The organism is Allobosea sp. 117 (assembly GCF_000702305.1).
Lineage (GTDB): Bacteria > Pseudomonadota > Alphaproteobacteria > Rhizobiales > Xanthobacteraceae > Ancylobacter.
In genome coordinates this window covers 118386-134259 of sequence record NZ_JNLC01000011.1, presented here as the reverse complement: position 1 = coordinate 134259, position 15874 = coordinate 118386, and the positions used below count along the sequence as shown (strand labels likewise).

12 protein-coding genes are annotated in these 15874 nt (G+C 69.6%); 2 read left to right on the top strand and 10 right to left on the bottom strand.

The features are described from left to right. Nucleotides 1-3: 3 nt before the first annotated feature. Genes U742_RS0107285 through U742_RS0107275 form a run of 3 tightly spaced genes read right to left on the bottom strand, consistent with a single transcriptional unit; the run spans nucleotide 4 to nucleotide 4141 of the window. Complete coding sequence (locus U742_RS0107285; protein ID WP_029351534.1) at nucleotides 4-1215, bottom strand: FAD-binding protein; 1212 nt, start codon at nucleotides 1213-1215, stop codon at nucleotides 4-6. A 3-nt stretch (nucleotides 1216-1218) separates the two neighbouring features. Continuing rightward, the gene (locus U742_RS0107280; RefSeq protein WP_029351532.1) at nucleotides 1219-2634 is read right to left on the bottom strand and encodes an 8-oxoguanine deaminase; all 1416 of its coding nucleotides are present in this window, start codon (nucleotides 2632-2634) and stop codon (nucleotides 1219-1221) included. A 10-nt stretch (nucleotides 2635-2644) separates the two neighbouring features. Beyond that, nucleotides 2645-4141, bottom strand: coding sequence for an FAD-linked oxidase C-terminal domain-containing protein (locus tag U742_RS0107275; RefSeq protein WP_029351530.1), 1497 nt, complete (start codon nucleotides 4139-4141; stop codon nucleotides 2645-2647). A 222-nt stretch (nucleotides 4142-4363) separates the two neighbouring features. Between U742_RS0107275 and U742_RS0107270 the strand changes: the two genes are divergently transcribed. Next, nucleotides 4364-4789 (top strand): hypothetical protein, encoded by a 426-nt coding sequence (locus U742_RS0107270; protein WP_038360977.1) that lies wholly within the window; start codon nucleotides 4364-4366, stop codon nucleotides 4787-4789. A gap of 57 nt (nucleotides 4790-4846) precedes the next feature. Here U742_RS0107270 and U742_RS23360 read toward each other — a convergent pair whose 3' ends face one another. Next, entirely contained in the window at nucleotides 4847-5602 is a 756-nt protein-coding gene (locus U742_RS23360) for a lipase family protein (RefSeq protein WP_197028208.1), read from the bottom strand. Nucleotides 5603-5917: 315 nt separating this feature from the next. On the opposite strand from U742_RS23360, the gene U742_RS0107260 reads away from it, so the two are divergent. Next, a complete protein-coding gene (locus U742_RS0107260; protein ID WP_081852876.1) occupies nucleotides 5918-7312 on the top strand; it encodes a DUF3422 family protein in 1395 nt (464 codons plus the stop codon). A gap of 57 nt (nucleotides 7313-7369) precedes the next feature. On the opposite strand, the gene U742_RS23145 is transcribed toward U742_RS0107260, so the two are convergent. The 6 genes from U742_RS23145 to ileS form a co-directional block, all read right to left on the bottom strand. Next, complete coding sequence (locus tag U742_RS23145) at nucleotides 7370-8290, bottom strand: hypothetical protein (RefSeq protein WP_156034161.1); 921 nt, start codon at nucleotides 8288-8290, stop codon at nucleotides 7370-7372. A gap of 163 nt (nucleotides 8291-8453) precedes the next feature. Next, complete coding sequence (locus tag U742_RS0107250; RefSeq protein ID WP_248310297.1) at nucleotides 8454-9884, bottom strand: M16 family metallopeptidase; 1431 nt, start codon at nucleotides 9882-9884, stop codon at nucleotides 8454-8456. Then, a complete protein-coding gene (locus U742_RS0107245) occupies nucleotides 9881-11245 on the bottom strand; it encodes a M16 family metallopeptidase (RefSeq protein ID WP_029351516.1) in 1365 nt (454 codons plus the stop codon). Before U742_RS0107245 ends, U742_RS0107250 begins: the two co-directional genes overlap by 4 nt. Before the next feature lie 217 nt (nucleotides 11246-11462). Further along, nucleotides 11463-12164 carry a hypothetical protein gene (locus U742_RS0107240; protein ID WP_156034160.1) on the bottom strand — a complete coding sequence of 234 codons (702 nt, stop codon included), beginning with the start codon at nucleotides 12162-12164 and terminating at the stop codon, nucleotides 11463-11465. An 85-nt stretch (nucleotides 12165-12249) separates the two neighbouring features. Continuing rightward, on the bottom strand, nucleotides 12250-12759 hold the full coding sequence (lspA, locus tag U742_RS0107235; RefSeq protein WP_029351512.1) for a signal peptidase II: 510 nt from the start codon (nucleotides 12757-12759) through the stop codon (nucleotides 12250-12252). 34 nt (nucleotides 12760-12793) lie between these two features. Then, on the bottom strand, nucleotides 12794-15874 hold the full coding sequence (gene ileS / locus U742_RS0107230; RefSeq protein WP_029351509.1) for an isoleucine--tRNA ligase: 3081 nt from the start codon (nucleotides 15872-15874) through the stop codon (nucleotides 12794-12796).

Here is a 15874-nt window from a genome sequence, read left to right as displayed (position 1 = left end):
CTCTCACACTCCCGCATACATGCGGCCGGGGCTCAGCACCCGCTGCGGATCGAAGCTCTCCTTCATCCGGCGCACCAGCGCGCCGGTGATGGGGTCGAGCGGCTGGAACACGTCGAGCGCGGCGCGCTCGGCCGGCGCGGCGCGGGTGAGCGTCGCATGGCCGCCGGCCACGTCGACCGCGGCTCGGACGACATCGGCGCGCGGTTGCTCGTCCGGCATCTCGATCCATACGAGCCCGCCGGCCCAGTCGTAGAAGGCCCGCCCGCCGGCCATCCGCGCAGCGGCACCGATCGCCGCCCCCTGCAGCGGCGCGGTCGAGACGCGCCAGACGGCGCGCGTGCGCTGTTCCGCGAAAGGCAGCACGTCCCGCACCGCCCGCCACAGCTCCAGCGACGGCTCCGCCTTCAGCGCGCCGAGCTCGCCGAACGAGCCGAGCAGTTCCTCCAGCCTGGCGCGGCGATGCAGAATCGAGGGCGGCACGCCTTCGAGCCGGAGCGCGGTCACCGACCAGCCCGCATTGACGAGCGCGGGAATGGCGGCGGCGACGTCGGCCGGCAGATGCGCGGCCGCCGAGACGTCGTAATAGGAGCCGACCGCCGCGCTCATCGCCTTCGCCGCGGTGGCGTCGTCGAGGCCGAGGATCAGCAGCGTCTCGACCGTCTCGGGACGCGGCAGGATCTTGATGGTGACCTCGGTGAAGGCGGCGAGCGTGCCGTGGGAGCCGGAAAGCCCGCGCGGCAGGTCGTAGCCGGTGACATTCTTCACCACCCGCCCGCCGGCCTTGAACGCCTCGCCCCGCCCAGAGACGGCACGGATGCCGAGCGCATGGTCGCGCGCCGCGCCGGCGCTCGGCCGGCGGGGTCCGGCGAGGTTGCAGGCGAGCAGGCCGCCCAGCGTGCCTCGCCCCGGCTCCTCGCCCAGCAGCGGTCCGTAATCCATCGGCTCGAACGCCATCATCTGCCCGGAGCGGGCGACCAGCTCCTCGATCTCGCGGACCGGCGTGCCGGCGCGGGCGGAGAGCACCAGCTCCTCCGGCTCGTACAGCGTGACGCCGGAGAGCGCCGCGAGCTCCAGCGTCGCGTCGGTCTGGATGTGCCGGCCGAGCGCGCGCTTCGAGCCCGAGCCGGTGACGTCGAGCGTGCGCCCGTTGGAGAGCGCCCATTTCACCGCTTCCGCCACCTCGGCCTCATCGCGCGGGCATAGACGATCGGTCATGACTTACTCCGGGAGCGCGGCAAGGCGCGCCGCATGCATATTGTGCTCGGCGATCACCGCCGGAAGCTCGATTGTGGCGATCTCGCCCTGTTCGACGATCGCCCGACCGCCGACCACGGTATAGGCGGCGCGGCGCGGGGCGCAGAACAGGGCGGCTGCGACCGGATCGGCGAGCGCGCCGGCATAGGCAACGTCGTCGAGGCGCAGCGTGAAGAAATCGGCGCATTTGCCGGCTTCGAGCGATCCGATGTCGTCGCGTCCCAGCACTGCCGCGCCGCCGAGCGTGGCGATCTCCAGCGCCTCGCGGGCGGTCATCCATTCATGATCGCGCGAGGGATCGGAGGTCGAGAGCGTGGTGTCCGGCCCTTCCGGCGGGCGCAGGCTCATCTTGAGGCGCGCGAGCAGCATGGCCTGGCGTGCCTCGCCCAGCATGTCGTTGCCGTCGTTCGAGGCCGAGCCGTCGACGCCGATGCCGACCTTCACCCCGGCGGCGCGATAGGCCTTCACCGGCGCGATGCCGGAGGCGAGCCGCATGTTGGAGGAGGGGCAGTGGCACACGCCGACCCCGGCACCCGCGAAGCAGCCGATCTCCTGGTCGTTCACATGCACCGCATGGGCGAACCAGACGTCGTCGCCGAGCCAGCCGAGCTCCTCCATATAGGCGACCGGGCGCTTGCCGAAGCGCGCCATGGTGTAGCGCTCCTCGTCGACGGTCTCGGCGAGATGGGTATGCAGGCGGACCCTGTGCCGGCGGGCGAGCGCCGCCGATTCCCGCATCAGCTCCGGCGACACCGAGAAAGGCGAGCAGGGGGCGAGGGCTATTTGCAGCATCGAGCCGGGGGCGGCGTCGTGATAGGTGCCGATCACCCGCTCGCTATCCTTGAGGATTGCGCCCTCGTCCTCGACGCAGTCGTCCGGCGGCAGCCCGCCGCGCGACTGGCCGAGCGACATCGAGCCGCGCGAGACCACGAAGCGCAGGCCGATCTCGCGCGCGGCGGCGATCTGGTCGTCGACCCGGCAGCCATTGCGGAACACATAGGCGTGGTCGAAGCAGGTGGTGCAGCCGGAGAGCGCCAGCTCGGCGAGCCCGACCAGCGTCGCGGTGCGCGAGGCCTCCGGCGTGCGCGCCGCCCACAGCCGGTAATGCGCCTTCAGCCAGCGGAACAGGTTGATGTCCTGCGCTCTGGGCAAGGCCCGGGTCAACGTCTGGTCGAGATGGTGATGGCAGTTGACGAGGCCCGGCAGCACGATGTGGCCGGATAGGTCCAGCACCCGGTCGGCGGTGGCCGGCAGGTCATGGCTCGGCCCGACCGCCTCGATCATGCCGTCGCGCGCGAACAGCCCGCCGCCGGGAATTTCCCGGCGCTGGCCGTCCATGGTGACGAGCATGGTGGCGTTGCGGGCGAGCAGCGTGGTCATGTCTGCCGTCTCAGAACCGCGGAATGTCCGGAAAGGGCAGCTTGCCGCCGGAGACGTGCATGCGGCCGAGCTCGGCGCAGCGGTGGAGCTGCGGGAACATCTTGCCGGGGTTCAGCAGCGAATCCGGGTCGAAGGCGCATTTCAGCCGCTGCTGCTGGGCGAGGTCGGTCTCGTCGAACATGGAGGGCATCAGGTCGCGCTTCTCGACGCCGACCCCGTGTTCGCCTGTCAGCACGCCGCCGACCTCGACGCAGAGCAACAATATGTCTGCGCCGAATGCCTCGGCCTTCTCCAGCTCGCCCGGCTTGTTGGCGTCGTAGCAGATCAACGGATGCAGATTGCCGTCGCCGGCATGGAAGACGTTGCCGCAGCGCAGGCCGTATTTCGCGGACATCTCCTCCATGCGGCGCAGCACCTCGGGCAGTGCCTTGCGCGGAATGGTGCCGTCCATGCAGTAATAGTCCGGCGAGATGCGCCCGATCGCCGGGAAGGCCGCCTTGCGTCCGGCCCAGAAGGCGAGGCGTTCCTCCTCGCTGGTCGAGGCACGCAGCGTCAGGCAGCCGAGCTCCTTGGCGATGCCCGCGACGCGCTCGATGAGGTGGTTCACCTCCGCCTCCGGCCCGTCCAGCTCGACGATCAGCAGCGCCTCGACATCCAGCGGATAGCCGGCGCCGAGGAAGGCCTCGGCCGCATGGATCATCATGCGGTCCATCATCTCCATGCCGCCGGGGATTATGCCGGCGCCGATCACCCGCGCCACGCATTCGCCCGCCGCCTCGGAGGAGGGGAAGCCGACCAGCACCGCCCGCGCCGTCTCCGGCTTCTTCAGGATGCGCACCGTGACCTCGGTGACGACGCCGAGCAGCCCTTCCGAGCCGACGATGAGCCCGAGCAGGTCGAGCCCGCCGGAATCGAGATGCTTGCCACCGATGCGGATCACCTCGCCGGTGATCAGCACCATCTCGACACCCATCACATTGTTGGTGGTCAGCCCGTATTTCAGGCAGTGCACGCCGCCGGAATTCTCCGCGACATTGCCGCCGATCGAGCAGGCGATCTGCGAGGAGGGGTCGGGCGCGTAGTAGAAGCCGTTATGGATCACCGCATTGGTGATGCCGAGATTGGTGACGCCCGGCTGCGCGGTCACCGTGCGATTGTCGAAATCGATGTCGAGGATGCGGTTGAACTTGCCCATTCCGAGCAGCACGGCGTCCTCGAGCGGCAGCGCGCCGCCCGACAGCGAGGTGCCGGCGCCACGCGGCACCACGCGGATGCCGTTGGCGTGGCAATAGGCGAGGATTTTCGAGACCTGCCCGGTGGTCGAGGGCAGCACGACGACGAGGGGAAGCTGCTTGTAGGCGGTGAGACCGTCCGACTCGTAGGGCCGCATCTCGATCTCGGTGTCGATCACGCCCTCGCCCGGCACGATCGCCCGCAGCGCGGCGACGATCTCGGCGCGGCGCGCCAGCACACCGGCATCCGCCTCCGGCATGACGAGCCCGGACATGGCCTTCCTCCCGCTTGTTATCGTCGTTTTGACTAACTCTAGAAGAAAGGCGCGGAAAGGTCTTCTGGTAAAAAGTTTATACCAGAAGGTATCTCGAAACCGATAACGATCAACGGGACCGCGCTTTTCGGCGACGTGACTTGCGCCGGATCAATGCTGGCGGCAATGCTTTTCCTCAGCTTCGCGCCGTTCAATGTCGAAGATGATAGGGAGTATCGCCCCATGCCCGCCACGACATCCGCTGTCACGCCTGCCGCCGCCTCCGCTGCGATACTGAAGCGCATCCGCCTCAACCTGGCGCGTTCCAAGGCCTATCCCGACGGCAGCGCGCAGCACGGTTACGAATTCGTGGCGCCGCTCGACGCAAGCGGCCATATCGATCTGGAGACCTGGAAGCTGAACCGCGCCCGCTGCGTGGTGCATCGCTTCTGGGCGAACGAGCCGATCGAGAACGGCTATCTGGTGCGCCGCGCCGGCGGGACGACCGGCGCCACCTGGGTGTTCGATTACGAGCTCGAGGGCAGCGACGACGACGAGGCCGGCTACCGCTTCGGCGACCACGCCTTCCAGCCCGGCGAATATGTCTCGATCCGCGACGAGGACGGCGAGATGCACACCTTCCGCGTGGCGACCGTCGAGGCGGTGTGAGAGGCAAGCCGGCCCGGCCTTGAACCGCCGGACGGCCGATGCCTCATGTCAGGCGCCTCACATCGGGGCGGCGGGCCTGGCCTCGGCGGTCGGCGCGCTGGCGCTCGCGGGGGTGGCGGCGGACGGCACGGGGGAGCTGCTGCCGGCGCTTGCCGTCGGCGCGGTCGACTGGCCGCCGGCGCCGGCCGGCATCACCACCTCGGTCGGGGCCGCGACCGGCTTCGGCTTGGCGCGGCGGGCGACCGGCGGCTTCGAGCGCACGATCATCGCCAGCACTTGCGCATGCAGGTTGGCCGCCTTGTCGATGTTGAAATGGCCGAGATTCGGCACGCCGGTGAGATCGACATTGTTGACGTTGCGCCCGGCGACCGGCTTTCCGGAACCGCCGGCCTGGTAATAGTTCACGACCCTGCCAATCTTGGTCGAGGCCGTGGCGGGCGCCACCGGATCGAAGGTGACCACCAGCGGCACCGGCACGCCGCGCGCCACCAGATTGTTCGCCATGTCGATCGCGGTGCCCGCGCCGAGCGAATGGCCGATGACGATCACCGGCGTGCGGGTGCGCCCGTTCGCGGCGGACTGCTCGGCGGCGAGATTGGCCATCGTCGGCCACTCGGTGTAGGGCCCGACCGTGGCGGGAACGCCGGCAGCGTTCAGCTTCGCCGCAAGGTCGTCCATCCCGTAGGAGAAGACGTTGGCGAGACCGCGCATCAGATAGACGCGCACTGCGGGCGACTTGGCGCCCCTCGTTCCGGAGCTCTTGGAAGACTGGGCGGCGGCGGTGCCGGCGAGCACCAGTGAAGAGAAAGCCAAACCTGCCGCTAGGAGAACGACGAACCCGCTACGCACAGTCCGCATCATCTCGAAACCTCGTGCACCTAACCGTCTTGTTTCCCGTGCGCGCCGCGCCGAGGCAATGGTTTTCTGGAATCGTTCACTAATACCGAATCGTTGATGTTTATGCGCAACAATCCAGTGATCCGGCGGTTCCATCGCGGTATCCGGACGCGGGCTCCCGCCGCTGCGCGGTGATGAATCGACGGGAGGCCAAGCACCGCACCCCGCGAGGCTTGAAAGCGGCGGCGCGGCGTGCAACCGACATCGGAGCTGAGGCGCCGGGAGGCGGCAATGGACGACGAGACGGACGGCACGGCCCGCACCGAGGCGGCGGAAAGGACGGAGTTTGGCGGCCCGTCCCGCTCGCCGGCCACCATCATTGGCGGCGCCGGTAGCTTCGCGCCGCATCCGCTGCGATCGGCCGTGCTGGGAGAGCTCCACGCCCGCCCCTTCGTGCCGGTCACCACCCCCGCGCGCATCCTGCACGTCGCCTTCCTGGTCAATCGCGAGCAGGCGCTGGCCGACCGCGCGGCGTTCCGGGCGTTGTGCGCGGCGCGCGGCCAGCCGGGGCCCGGCTCCGGCGCCAAGCACCATCGCGTCGCCTTTGGCGGCGCCACGCTGCGCTGGGAGCGGCACGCCGAATTCACCACCTATACGTGGGAGCTGCCGGCCGAGGACCTGCTCGACGGCGGGCTGCCCTTCCACCCCTCGTCGGCCAGCCTCGCCGCCACCCTCGCCGAGGTGCCGCAGCCGGGGCCGCTGCTGGTCGCGGTCGATCTGCACCTCGTCACCGACACCGCCGACGCGCTGCCGCTCGACCGGCTGTTCGATCGCGCCAGCCTCGCCCGGTCCGATGTCGAGGACGGCCTCGCCGAGATCGCCACCGACTTCCAGCCGGACCCCGCCGGCTTCGTGCGCCTCCTGGTGCGCGACCGCGGCATGAGCGCGGACGCCGCCGGCGCGCTGGTGCAGCGCGTGCTGGAGGTCGAGACCTACCGCACCCTGGCGCTGCTCGGCCTGCCGGAGGCGCAGCGCCTCGCCCCCACCGTCGCCCATATGGAGGGCGAGCTCGGCGCGCTCACCGAGGCGATGAAGAAGACCAAGGGCCTCGACGACAACAGCCGGCTGCTCGACCAGCTCACTGCACTCGCCGCCGAGCTGGAGGCGGACGCGGCGGCCGCGCTGTTCCGCTTCGGCGCCAGCAAGGCCTATGAGGAGATCGTCTGGCTGAGGCTGAAGACCATCGGCGAGCGGCCGGTGCCCGGCTTCCCGACCTGGCAGCAGTTCCTCGCCCGCCGGCTGCTGCCGGCGATGCGCACCTGCTATTCGATCGAGCAGCGCCAGGCGAACCTCTCGACCAAGCTCACCAGTGCCGCGAACCTGCTCCGCACCCGCGTCGACGTCGAGGTCGAGCACCAGAACCGCGACCTGCTGCGGAGCATGAACCGGCGCACCCGGCTGCAGCTACGGCTGCAACAGACGGTGGAAGGGCTCTCGGTGGCGGCCATCACCTATTACGTGGTGAGCATCATCCACTATGTGCTGGAGGGCCTGCATCCGCGCTTCGAGGCGGCGGGCCTGCATGTTGATGTCGGGCTCGCCACCGCCCTTTCGGTGCCGGTGGTGGCCCTTACCATCTGGTCGCTGGTGCGGCGCATCCGCCGCGGCCACAGCGACGAGGAGTGATCCCGGCCTGGAGCATGTTCTCATCGATCAGATGATCCCACCTGATCGGGAAGGGCCCTATTGCGAGAACGTGCCGGTCGCCGGTGCCGGGGAACCGATCCAGCCCTCGGCCGGCGCCGGAATGGCGGCGGCCGGCGGCTCGCTCTGCGGCTCCTGCTGCGCCGGCGCGGGTTGCGCCGCCTGCGCGGGCTGAGGCTTCGGCTGGGACGAGGCGGGCTTGGGCGCCTGGGCCGCGGCGGGTGCCGGCCGCGCCGCCACCGGCTTCGGGCTGGCCGGCTTCGGCTTGGCGGGCTTGGCCGCCGCCGAGGCGGTTCCGGCCTGCGGATCGAAGCCGATATAGATCACATAGCGCTCGAAGGCCTTCGGCGTCGGCAGCGGCACGGTGGCGTCGTCCACCACCAGGCTGAAGTCGACCTGCATCTCGTTCGCGCCGATCGACACCGGCACGGTGTAGAGCTTGGTCCAGATCGTCTGCGGCGTCGGACCTTCCTGCACGATGGCGACGCGCATCGGCACGGTGAGCGAGCCCGGCCCGCCCTTGGCGCCGACCAGCACGCGGCCCTGGATGCCGATGCGGATGGTGGTGTCCGGCCGTGCGAAGCGGCATTCGCGGGCCGTCTGGCCTATCGTCGCCTGATAGCGCAGGCCGCCATCGGCCTTGTCGGTCACCTGCCAGGACGAGGCGCCGCTGCGCACATGGATGGGGGGGCAGCCATAGTCGGTAGGGTCGAAGGTGCCGGGCGCGCCCGGGACGCCGGAATTCGCGTCGCCGCCGGTGGAATTGGTGGCGACCGTGGTGGTCTGCATCTGCGAGCCGAACCAGCCCTGCCCGTCGGAATTGCCCATCCCGAGCGGGCCGACATCGCCGCCGCCCCCGCCAGCGCCGCACCCCGCGAGGGCAAGCGTCACGAGTCCCGCCGCGAGCGCGCGCAGCGGCGCTCGCCCGGTTCCACCGACGGTCCATGTCGCTGCAGCCATACGCTCAACTCCCCAAGCACTCACGCACGATACCCATGGGCACGACAAAACGGGCACGATCAACTGGCGGCGATCCCCCCGCCGCGCGGCCGTCTTTATAACAGCGCGCCGCCGCATGCGGGAGGCCGCGACGGGCTCTCCCGGACGGCGGAACGCGAGGCCGTCAGCCGCCGTTCGGCGCCAGCCCGGTTGGCCGCCCGACGACGCTGAACAGCAGCGCCGGATCGGCCGAGAGGCGCTTCGCCACGCGGCGAATGTCCTCGACACCCACCGCCCCCACCAGCTCGTTGCGCCGGTCGATATAGTCGATGCCGAGATTGTCGATCTGGATCTGCAGGAGCTGCGCGGCGACTTTGGCAGAGGAATCGAAGCGCAGCGCGAAGCTGCCGATCAGGTAGCTCTTGGCGTCGGCCAGTTCGTCCTCGCTCGGCCCGTCCTTCAGGAGCTTCAGATACTCCTCGCGGATCAGTCCAATCGATTCGGCGGCGCGGTCGTTCTTGGTCGCCGTGCCGCCGAGGATCAGCCCGGCATGGTCGAGCGGGGCGAGATGGCTGTAGACCGAATAGGCGAGGCCGCGCTTCTCGCGCACTTCCTTGAACAGCCGCGAGGAAAAGGCTGAGCCGCCCAGCATGTGGTTCAGCACGAAGGCCGGGATGAAGTCCGGATCGTTCCGCTTCAGCCCGATGCCGCCGAAGATGATCGAGGCCTGCGGCACGTTGAGGTCCTTCACCTCGACGCTGCCCAGCCCCTGCGGCTCGACATCCGGCACCGGCGCGAGCTGCGCCTTGGCGGGCAGCGCGCCGAACAGCTTGTCGAGCGCCGGGCCGAGCGCTTCCGGCGTGATGTCGCCGACCACCGCGATCTTGAGATTGTCGCGCGCCATCACCCGCCCGGCATAGGCGACGAGGTCGTCGCGGGTGATCATGGGCACGCTCTCCAGCGTGCCGTCGACCGGCCGGCCATAGGGGTGGTTCGGGAAGGCGCGCGCCGACCAGCCCAGACTCGCCAGCGAGGAGGGATCGGTCGAGCGGCGCCGCAGCATGGCAAGCTGCGCCTGACGGATGCGCTCCACCGCCTCGGGGTCGAAGCGCGGGGAGGTCACGGCGAGCCGGGTCAGTTCCAGCGCGCTGTCGAGATTCTCCGACAGCGTGCGCAGCGAGCCGTTCAACGTGTCGCGGCCGGCATCGAAGCGCAGCTCGATGGCCTTCTCCGCGAGCTTGTCCTGGAAGCTGCGGGAATCGAGGTCGCCGGCGCCCTCGTCGAGCAGCGAGGAAGTGAGGCTGGCGACGCCGGGCCGCTCTGCCGGGTCCTGCGCGGCGCCGCCGACGAAGGCGAACTCCATGGCGACCAGCGGCAGCGTCGTGTCGTGCACGAGCCAAGCTTCGATGCGGCCCGGGCTGATCACCCGCTGGATGCGGGTGGTCTCGGACTGGGCGGGCGGGGTCGAGATCAGGGCGATCGTCATGGCAAGCGGGACCGCGAAAGAAGCCTTGGGAACGGTGAGGCGGGGAAGCGCCCGGCGACAGGCCTGCGCGAGCGAGGCGAGGCGTCGTCCGGTGCGGTCCCGCGCGGCGTCGAGAAGGGGCCGCGTCACGAGCGCTTCTCCGGCGCCACCGAGGCTTCCGCCGGCGGGGCCTTCCTGAGAAGCTGGCTGGTGACCGAGCGCGCCGGAACCAGATAGCGCCGCGCGACGTCCTTCACCTGGTCGGCGGTCACGCGCTTCACCTCGTCCGGCCAGTTCTTCACGTCCTCGACGGAGGTGCCGGTGGTCAGCGCCGCGCCGTAGATGCGCGCCAGCGTCGCCTGATTGTCCTGCGCGTAGATCGATTCGGCGACGAGGCGCGTCTTGGCGCGCTCCAGCTCGGCCGCGTCCGGACCCTTGGCGACGAGCTCGGCGATCGCCTCGTCGAGCGCCGCTTCCAGCGTCTCCAGGGCGACGTCCGGCCGCGGCGAGGCGGAGATGCCGAAGCGGGTCTCGTCGAGTGCCGTGCTCTGGTACCAGGCGCTGGCGCTGGCGGCGATGCCCTTGTCGGCCACCAGCGAGCGGTAGAGGCGGCCGGTCGAGCCGCCGCCGAGCACCTGCGCCAGCACGTCGAGCGCGACGCTGTCCTGTTTGGCGAGGCGATAGGGAGGCACCAGATAGGTTCGCGACAGGTTCGGCTGGGCGACGCGCGTATCGGCGAGCGACAGCCAGCGCTGGGCGCGCGGCTCGGGCTCTTGCGGGCGCACGCGATCGGCCGTCTCGGCGCGGCGCGCGACCTTGCCGTAGCTCGCTTCAGCGAGCGTGCGCACCTCGTCCGCAGTCACGTCGCCGGCCACCACGAGGACGGCGTTGTTCGGCGTGTAGAAGCGCTTGTAGAAGGCGAGCGCGTCCTCGCGGTTGAGCTGCTTGATCTCGTCTTCCCAGCCGATGATCGGATGGCCGTAGGGATGGTTGGTGTACATCGCCGCCTGCGCGGCCTCGGAGAGCTGCGAGGCCGGGTCGTTGTCGGTGCGCATGCGGCGCTCCTCCAGCACCACGTCGCGCTCGGGCAGCACCACCTCGTCGGTGAGCACGAGCCCGGTCATGCGGTCGGCCTCGAAGGCCATCACCTGGCCGAGATGCTGCTTGGCGACGCGCTGGAAATAGGCGGTGTAATCCTGCGAGGTGAAGGCGTTCTCCTGGCCGCCGAGCTTGGCAACCACCTGCGAGAACTCGCCCGCCGGGTGCTTGTCGGTGCCCTTGAACATCAGGTGCTCGAGGAAATGCGCGATGCCCGACTTACCCGGCTGCTCGTCCGCCGATCCGACGCGGTACCACACCATGTGGGTGACGACCGGCGCCCGGTGGTCCGGCACGACGACGACCTGCAGGCCATTGTCGAGCGTGAACTCGGACACCTCGGCGGCGTCCGCGGTGCGCGGGGCGGACAGCGTGGCGACACCGGCGGCGGCGATCAGCATCAGGGCGGGCATGAATTTTCCAGTCACGGGGCGTTCCAGTCAGGGAGGACGGCGCGGCTGCCAGCGGCAGCCGTCAGGCACGGCGGTCGCCTAAACGCGATCCGGCGCGCGGCGCGACGGACGGTGGCGAGGCTGCGCGGGAATGTAGCGACGCCGTCATCCCCGCGCGACGCGCCGGCCCGCATCTCACCGGGAAGTGACGAGGCTGCCGCGCCGGCCGCGGCGGGCATCACTGCTTGTTCGTCTGGGTGCGGTCGAACAGATTCGGCAGCGACCACGGCTTCTTCTTGTCCTCGACCACGCCGTAGGGCGCGTTCGGCGCGGGGGTCTGGTAGCCTGGCGGCGGCTGCACCAGCGCCTCGCGCTCCGGCTCGCCGGTGAACACCAGCGGCTTCTCGCCCGTGCTGGACAGGCTGAACGAGCCCCATCCGGTGAAGCCGAGCTCGTTCTGGTTCACACGATTGTCGCCGGTAGTGGAATCGAAGCCGCTGCCGGTCGCCTTGCCGGCGCGCTGGCCTTTGGCGAGCTCGCTCGGCGACAGCGGGCGCGGATCGATACCGGAATAGCGGCTGTGCTGCTTGACGACCTTAGCGTCCTCGGCCTGCTGCTTCTTCTTGACCTCGGCGTCGTAGTCCTTCGGCCAGGCCGGATTGGCGGCGACCGAGTTGGCGTCGCGCGGCGGCGGCAGGGCGAGTTCGCCACCGCCGTTCGGCGGTACCACCAGCGGCGCCCGTTCGCGATAGTCGATCTGCGGGGGCTCGGGAGCGACCAGCCCGATGCCGCTGAGGATCGAGCTGGTGAGCGAGCTGTCCTCCTGCGCGTGCGCCGGAGCCGCAATGAGACCGGCGGCCGGAACGAGCGCGGCGGCCGCGATCGCGAGGCGGAGGAAAGGACTGGCTGCGGCGCGGCGATTCGCGTCTCTCGTCGTCATGCGATCTTCGTCTCCTGCCGTAACCGGACACCGCGGCGGCCGAAGGCCGTTCGCGACCCGGCCCTGAGCGGGTCAGCACACCCGATCAGCTTTCATTCGAGGGCGGCGATTTTACGGCGTGCCCGAAAAATGAATCATAAATGAGCAGTATTATGCCGGCAACGATGGCCGCATCGGCGATGTTGAAGACGTACCAGCGCCAGCCGAAGGCGTGCAGCGACAGGAAGTCGAACACCGCGCCATAGGCGGCGCGGTCGACGGTGTTGCCGAGCGCTCCACCGATCAGCAGCCCGAGCGCCACCGCCTCCAGCCGGCGATCGACGCGGGCGAGCCAGAAGACGAAGGCGGCGGAGGCGGCGAGCTGCACCAAAGCGAGGACCCACCAGCCCTCGGTGCCGAGCGGCACCAGCCCGTAGCTGATGCCTGTGTTCCAGACCACCACGAGGTCGAGGAAGGGGGCGACCGGCACGATCCCGCTCTCGCCGAAATCGACGCCGCGCATGACGCCGATCTTGGTCGCCTGGTCGAGCACGAAGACGGCGAGCGCGATGAGGCCGCCGAGGCGGGTCAGCGGGCCGGCGAGCTGCAGCTTCATGGACGCATCCGCACCCGGGCGCCGGCTTCCCGCCTCATTCCGCTGCCCGGCGGGCGAGCGCCAGCTCGCGCAGCGCCTGTGCGTCGCGCGGCGTGACGTCCGGATATTCCGGGTCGGTGCCGACGAGCGGCGAGATCTTCCAGGAGCGGGCGCATTTGTGCCCTTCCGCGCGGACCGGTACCACCGCGACGCCCGGCACGTCGTCGAGCCGGAAGGCGTCCTTCGGTCCCTCGTCCGGCATCAGATGCGCGTCCGAGGTGATGCAGACCTCGGCGAGGTCGAGCGCACTCACCGCCGCGAACAGGTTGGCGTCGGAGACATGGATGACCGGCGCCGCCTCGAGGCTGGAGCCGATGCGCTTGGCCGCGCGCTCCACCTCCAGCGCGCCGAGCACCACGCGGCGCACCTGCCGGACCTTCCGCCATTCGTCCGCGAGCGCCTCGTCGCGCCACTTCCTCGGGGTCTCCGGGAAGGTCTCCAGATGCACCGAGCCCTCTTCCGAGGGCGAGCGGGCGAGCCAGGCCTCCTCGGCGGTGAAGGGCAGGATCGGCGCCAGCCAGATGACGAGGCGGCGGAACACCTCGTCGAGCACGGTCAGGCAGGCCCGCCGCGTCACCGAGGAGATCGGGTCGCAATAGAGCGCATCCTTGCGCACGTCGAAATAGAACGCCGAGAGCTCGGCGGTCATGAACTGGGTGAGCGCCGCGTTCACCCGCTTGAAGTCGAAGCTCGCATAGGCCTCGCGCACCAGCGCGTCGAGCTCGGTGAGCCGGTGCAGCACCATGCGCTCCAGCGCCGGCATCTCCGAATAGGCGACGCGCTCGCTGTCGCGGTAATGCGCCAGCGAGCCGAGCAGCCAGCGCAGCGTGTTGCGCAGCTTGCGATAGGTCTCGACCGTGGTCTTCAGGATTTCCGGGCCGATGCGCAGATCGTCGGCATAGTCGGAGGCGCAGACCCACAGGCGCAATATGTCGGCGCCGGAGTTCTTGATTACCTCCTGCGGCGCCACCACGTTGCCGAGCGACTTCGACATTTTGCGCCCGTCCTCGTCGAGCACGAAGCCGTGGGTCAGCACCACGTCATAGGGCGGGCGCCCGCGCGTGCCGCAGCTCTCCAGCAGCGAGGAATGGAACCAGCCGCGGTGCTGGTCCGAGCCTTCGAGATACATCACCCGGTCCGGGCCGCCCTCATAGGCGCGCCGCACCTTGAGGTCCTCGCGAACCTCCAGCGTGAAGGCATGGGTGGAGCCGGAATCGAACCAGACGTCGAGGATGTCGTCGACCTTGTGCCATTCATTGGCGCTGTAATCGGTGCCGAGAAAGCGCTGGGCGGCGCCTTCCTTGTACCAGGCATCCGCTCCCTCGGCCTCGAAGGCCTCGGCGATGCGCCGGTTGACGCGCTCGTCGCGCAGGATCTCGACCGTTCCGTCGCCCTTGTCCTTCACGAAGACGGCGATCGGTACGCCCCAGGCGCGCTGGCGCGAGACCACCCAGTCCGGCCGGTTCTCGATCATCCCGTTGATGCGGTTCCGCCCGGTCTCCGGCACCCAGTCCACCGCCGCGATGCCGCCGAGCGCCCGCGCGCGGAGCGTGTCGCCGGGGCTCATTGAGCCGTCGGTCGCCGCGATGTCCTTGTCCATCGCGATGAACCATTGCGGCGTGTTGCGGAAGATGATCGGCGCCTTGGAGCGCCACGAATGCGGATATTGGTGCTTCAGCCGCCCGCGCGCGATGATCCTGTCGGCCGCGACCAGCGCCTTGATGACGACGTCGTTGGCGTCGCCTTCCTTACCCGCCTCGTCCATCACCCGATGGCCGCCGAACAGCGGCACGTGGTCGTAATAGCGCCCGTCCGGCCCCACCGTGTGCGGCACCTCGCCGAGTCTTTCGGCGATGTAGAGGTTGAAGTCGTCGGCGCCGTGGCCGGGGGCGATGTGGACGAAGCCAGTGCCGGTGTCGTCGGTCACGAAATCGCCGGCCGCCACCGGCACGGGGAAGTCGAAATAGCCCTCGGCGCCGGCAACGCCGGCGAGCGGATGCGCGCAGACGAGATGGGTTGGGTCGACCTCCTTGCGGCGCTCGAAGCCGGTCACCCGCGCGGCCTTGAACACCTCGCCGGCCAGCTTGTCGGCGAGGATGAAGTGCTCGCCGACCTTGGCCCAGTTGTCGGCCGGCGCCTCGGTCACCTCGTAGACGGAATAGGTGACGTTCGGCGAGAAGGCGATCGCCCGGTTGCCGGGGATGGTCCACGGCGTCGTCGTCCAGATGACGATCGAGGCGCCCTCATAGGAGGGGAACAGGTGGATGTCGTCGGCCTTGTCCGGCGCCTGCAGTCCGGCCGGGTTGCCGCCATGCGTGGAGTTGCACTCGCGATAGCCGGTGACCGGGAACTTTACGAAGATCGTGGTCGAGGTGTGGTCGTGATACTCGACTTCCGCCTCGGCCAGCGCGGTCTTCTCGACCACCGACCACATCACCGGCTTGGAGCCGCGATAGAGCAGGCCGTTCGCCGCGAACTTCATGATCTCGCGGGCGATCTGCGCCTCGGCCGGAAACGCCATGGTGGCGTAGGGACGATCCCAGTCGCCGCCGACGCCGAGCCGCTTGAATTCCTCGCGCTGCACGTCGAGCCAGTGCTCGGCATAGGCGCGGCATTCCTGGCGGAAGGCGACCATGGCGGCGGCATCCGCAAAATCGGGCTTCGACTTGCCCTTCTTGCGGTAGTTCTCCTCCTCGATCCTCCACTCGATCGGCAGGCCGTGGCAGTCCCAGCCCGGCACATAGTTGGAATCGCGCCCGAGCGCGCCCTGCGAGCGCACCACCACGTCCTTCAGGATCTTGTTGAGCGCGTGGCCGATATGGATGTTGCCGTTGGCATAGGGCGGGCCGTCGTGCAGCACGAAGCGCGGACGGCCGGCGCCGGCGGCGCGCTGGCGGCCATACAGGTCGATCCGCTGCCAGCGGGCGAGGAACTCCGGCTCGCGCTGGGGCAGGCCCGCGCGCATCGGGAAATCGGTCTGCGGCAGGAACAGGGTCGAGGAATAGTCGTGCGCCGTCGCCTCGGAAGCGGCGTCCTTGTCCCCGGCCGTGCGGCCATCGCTGTTGCGGCTCGTCAT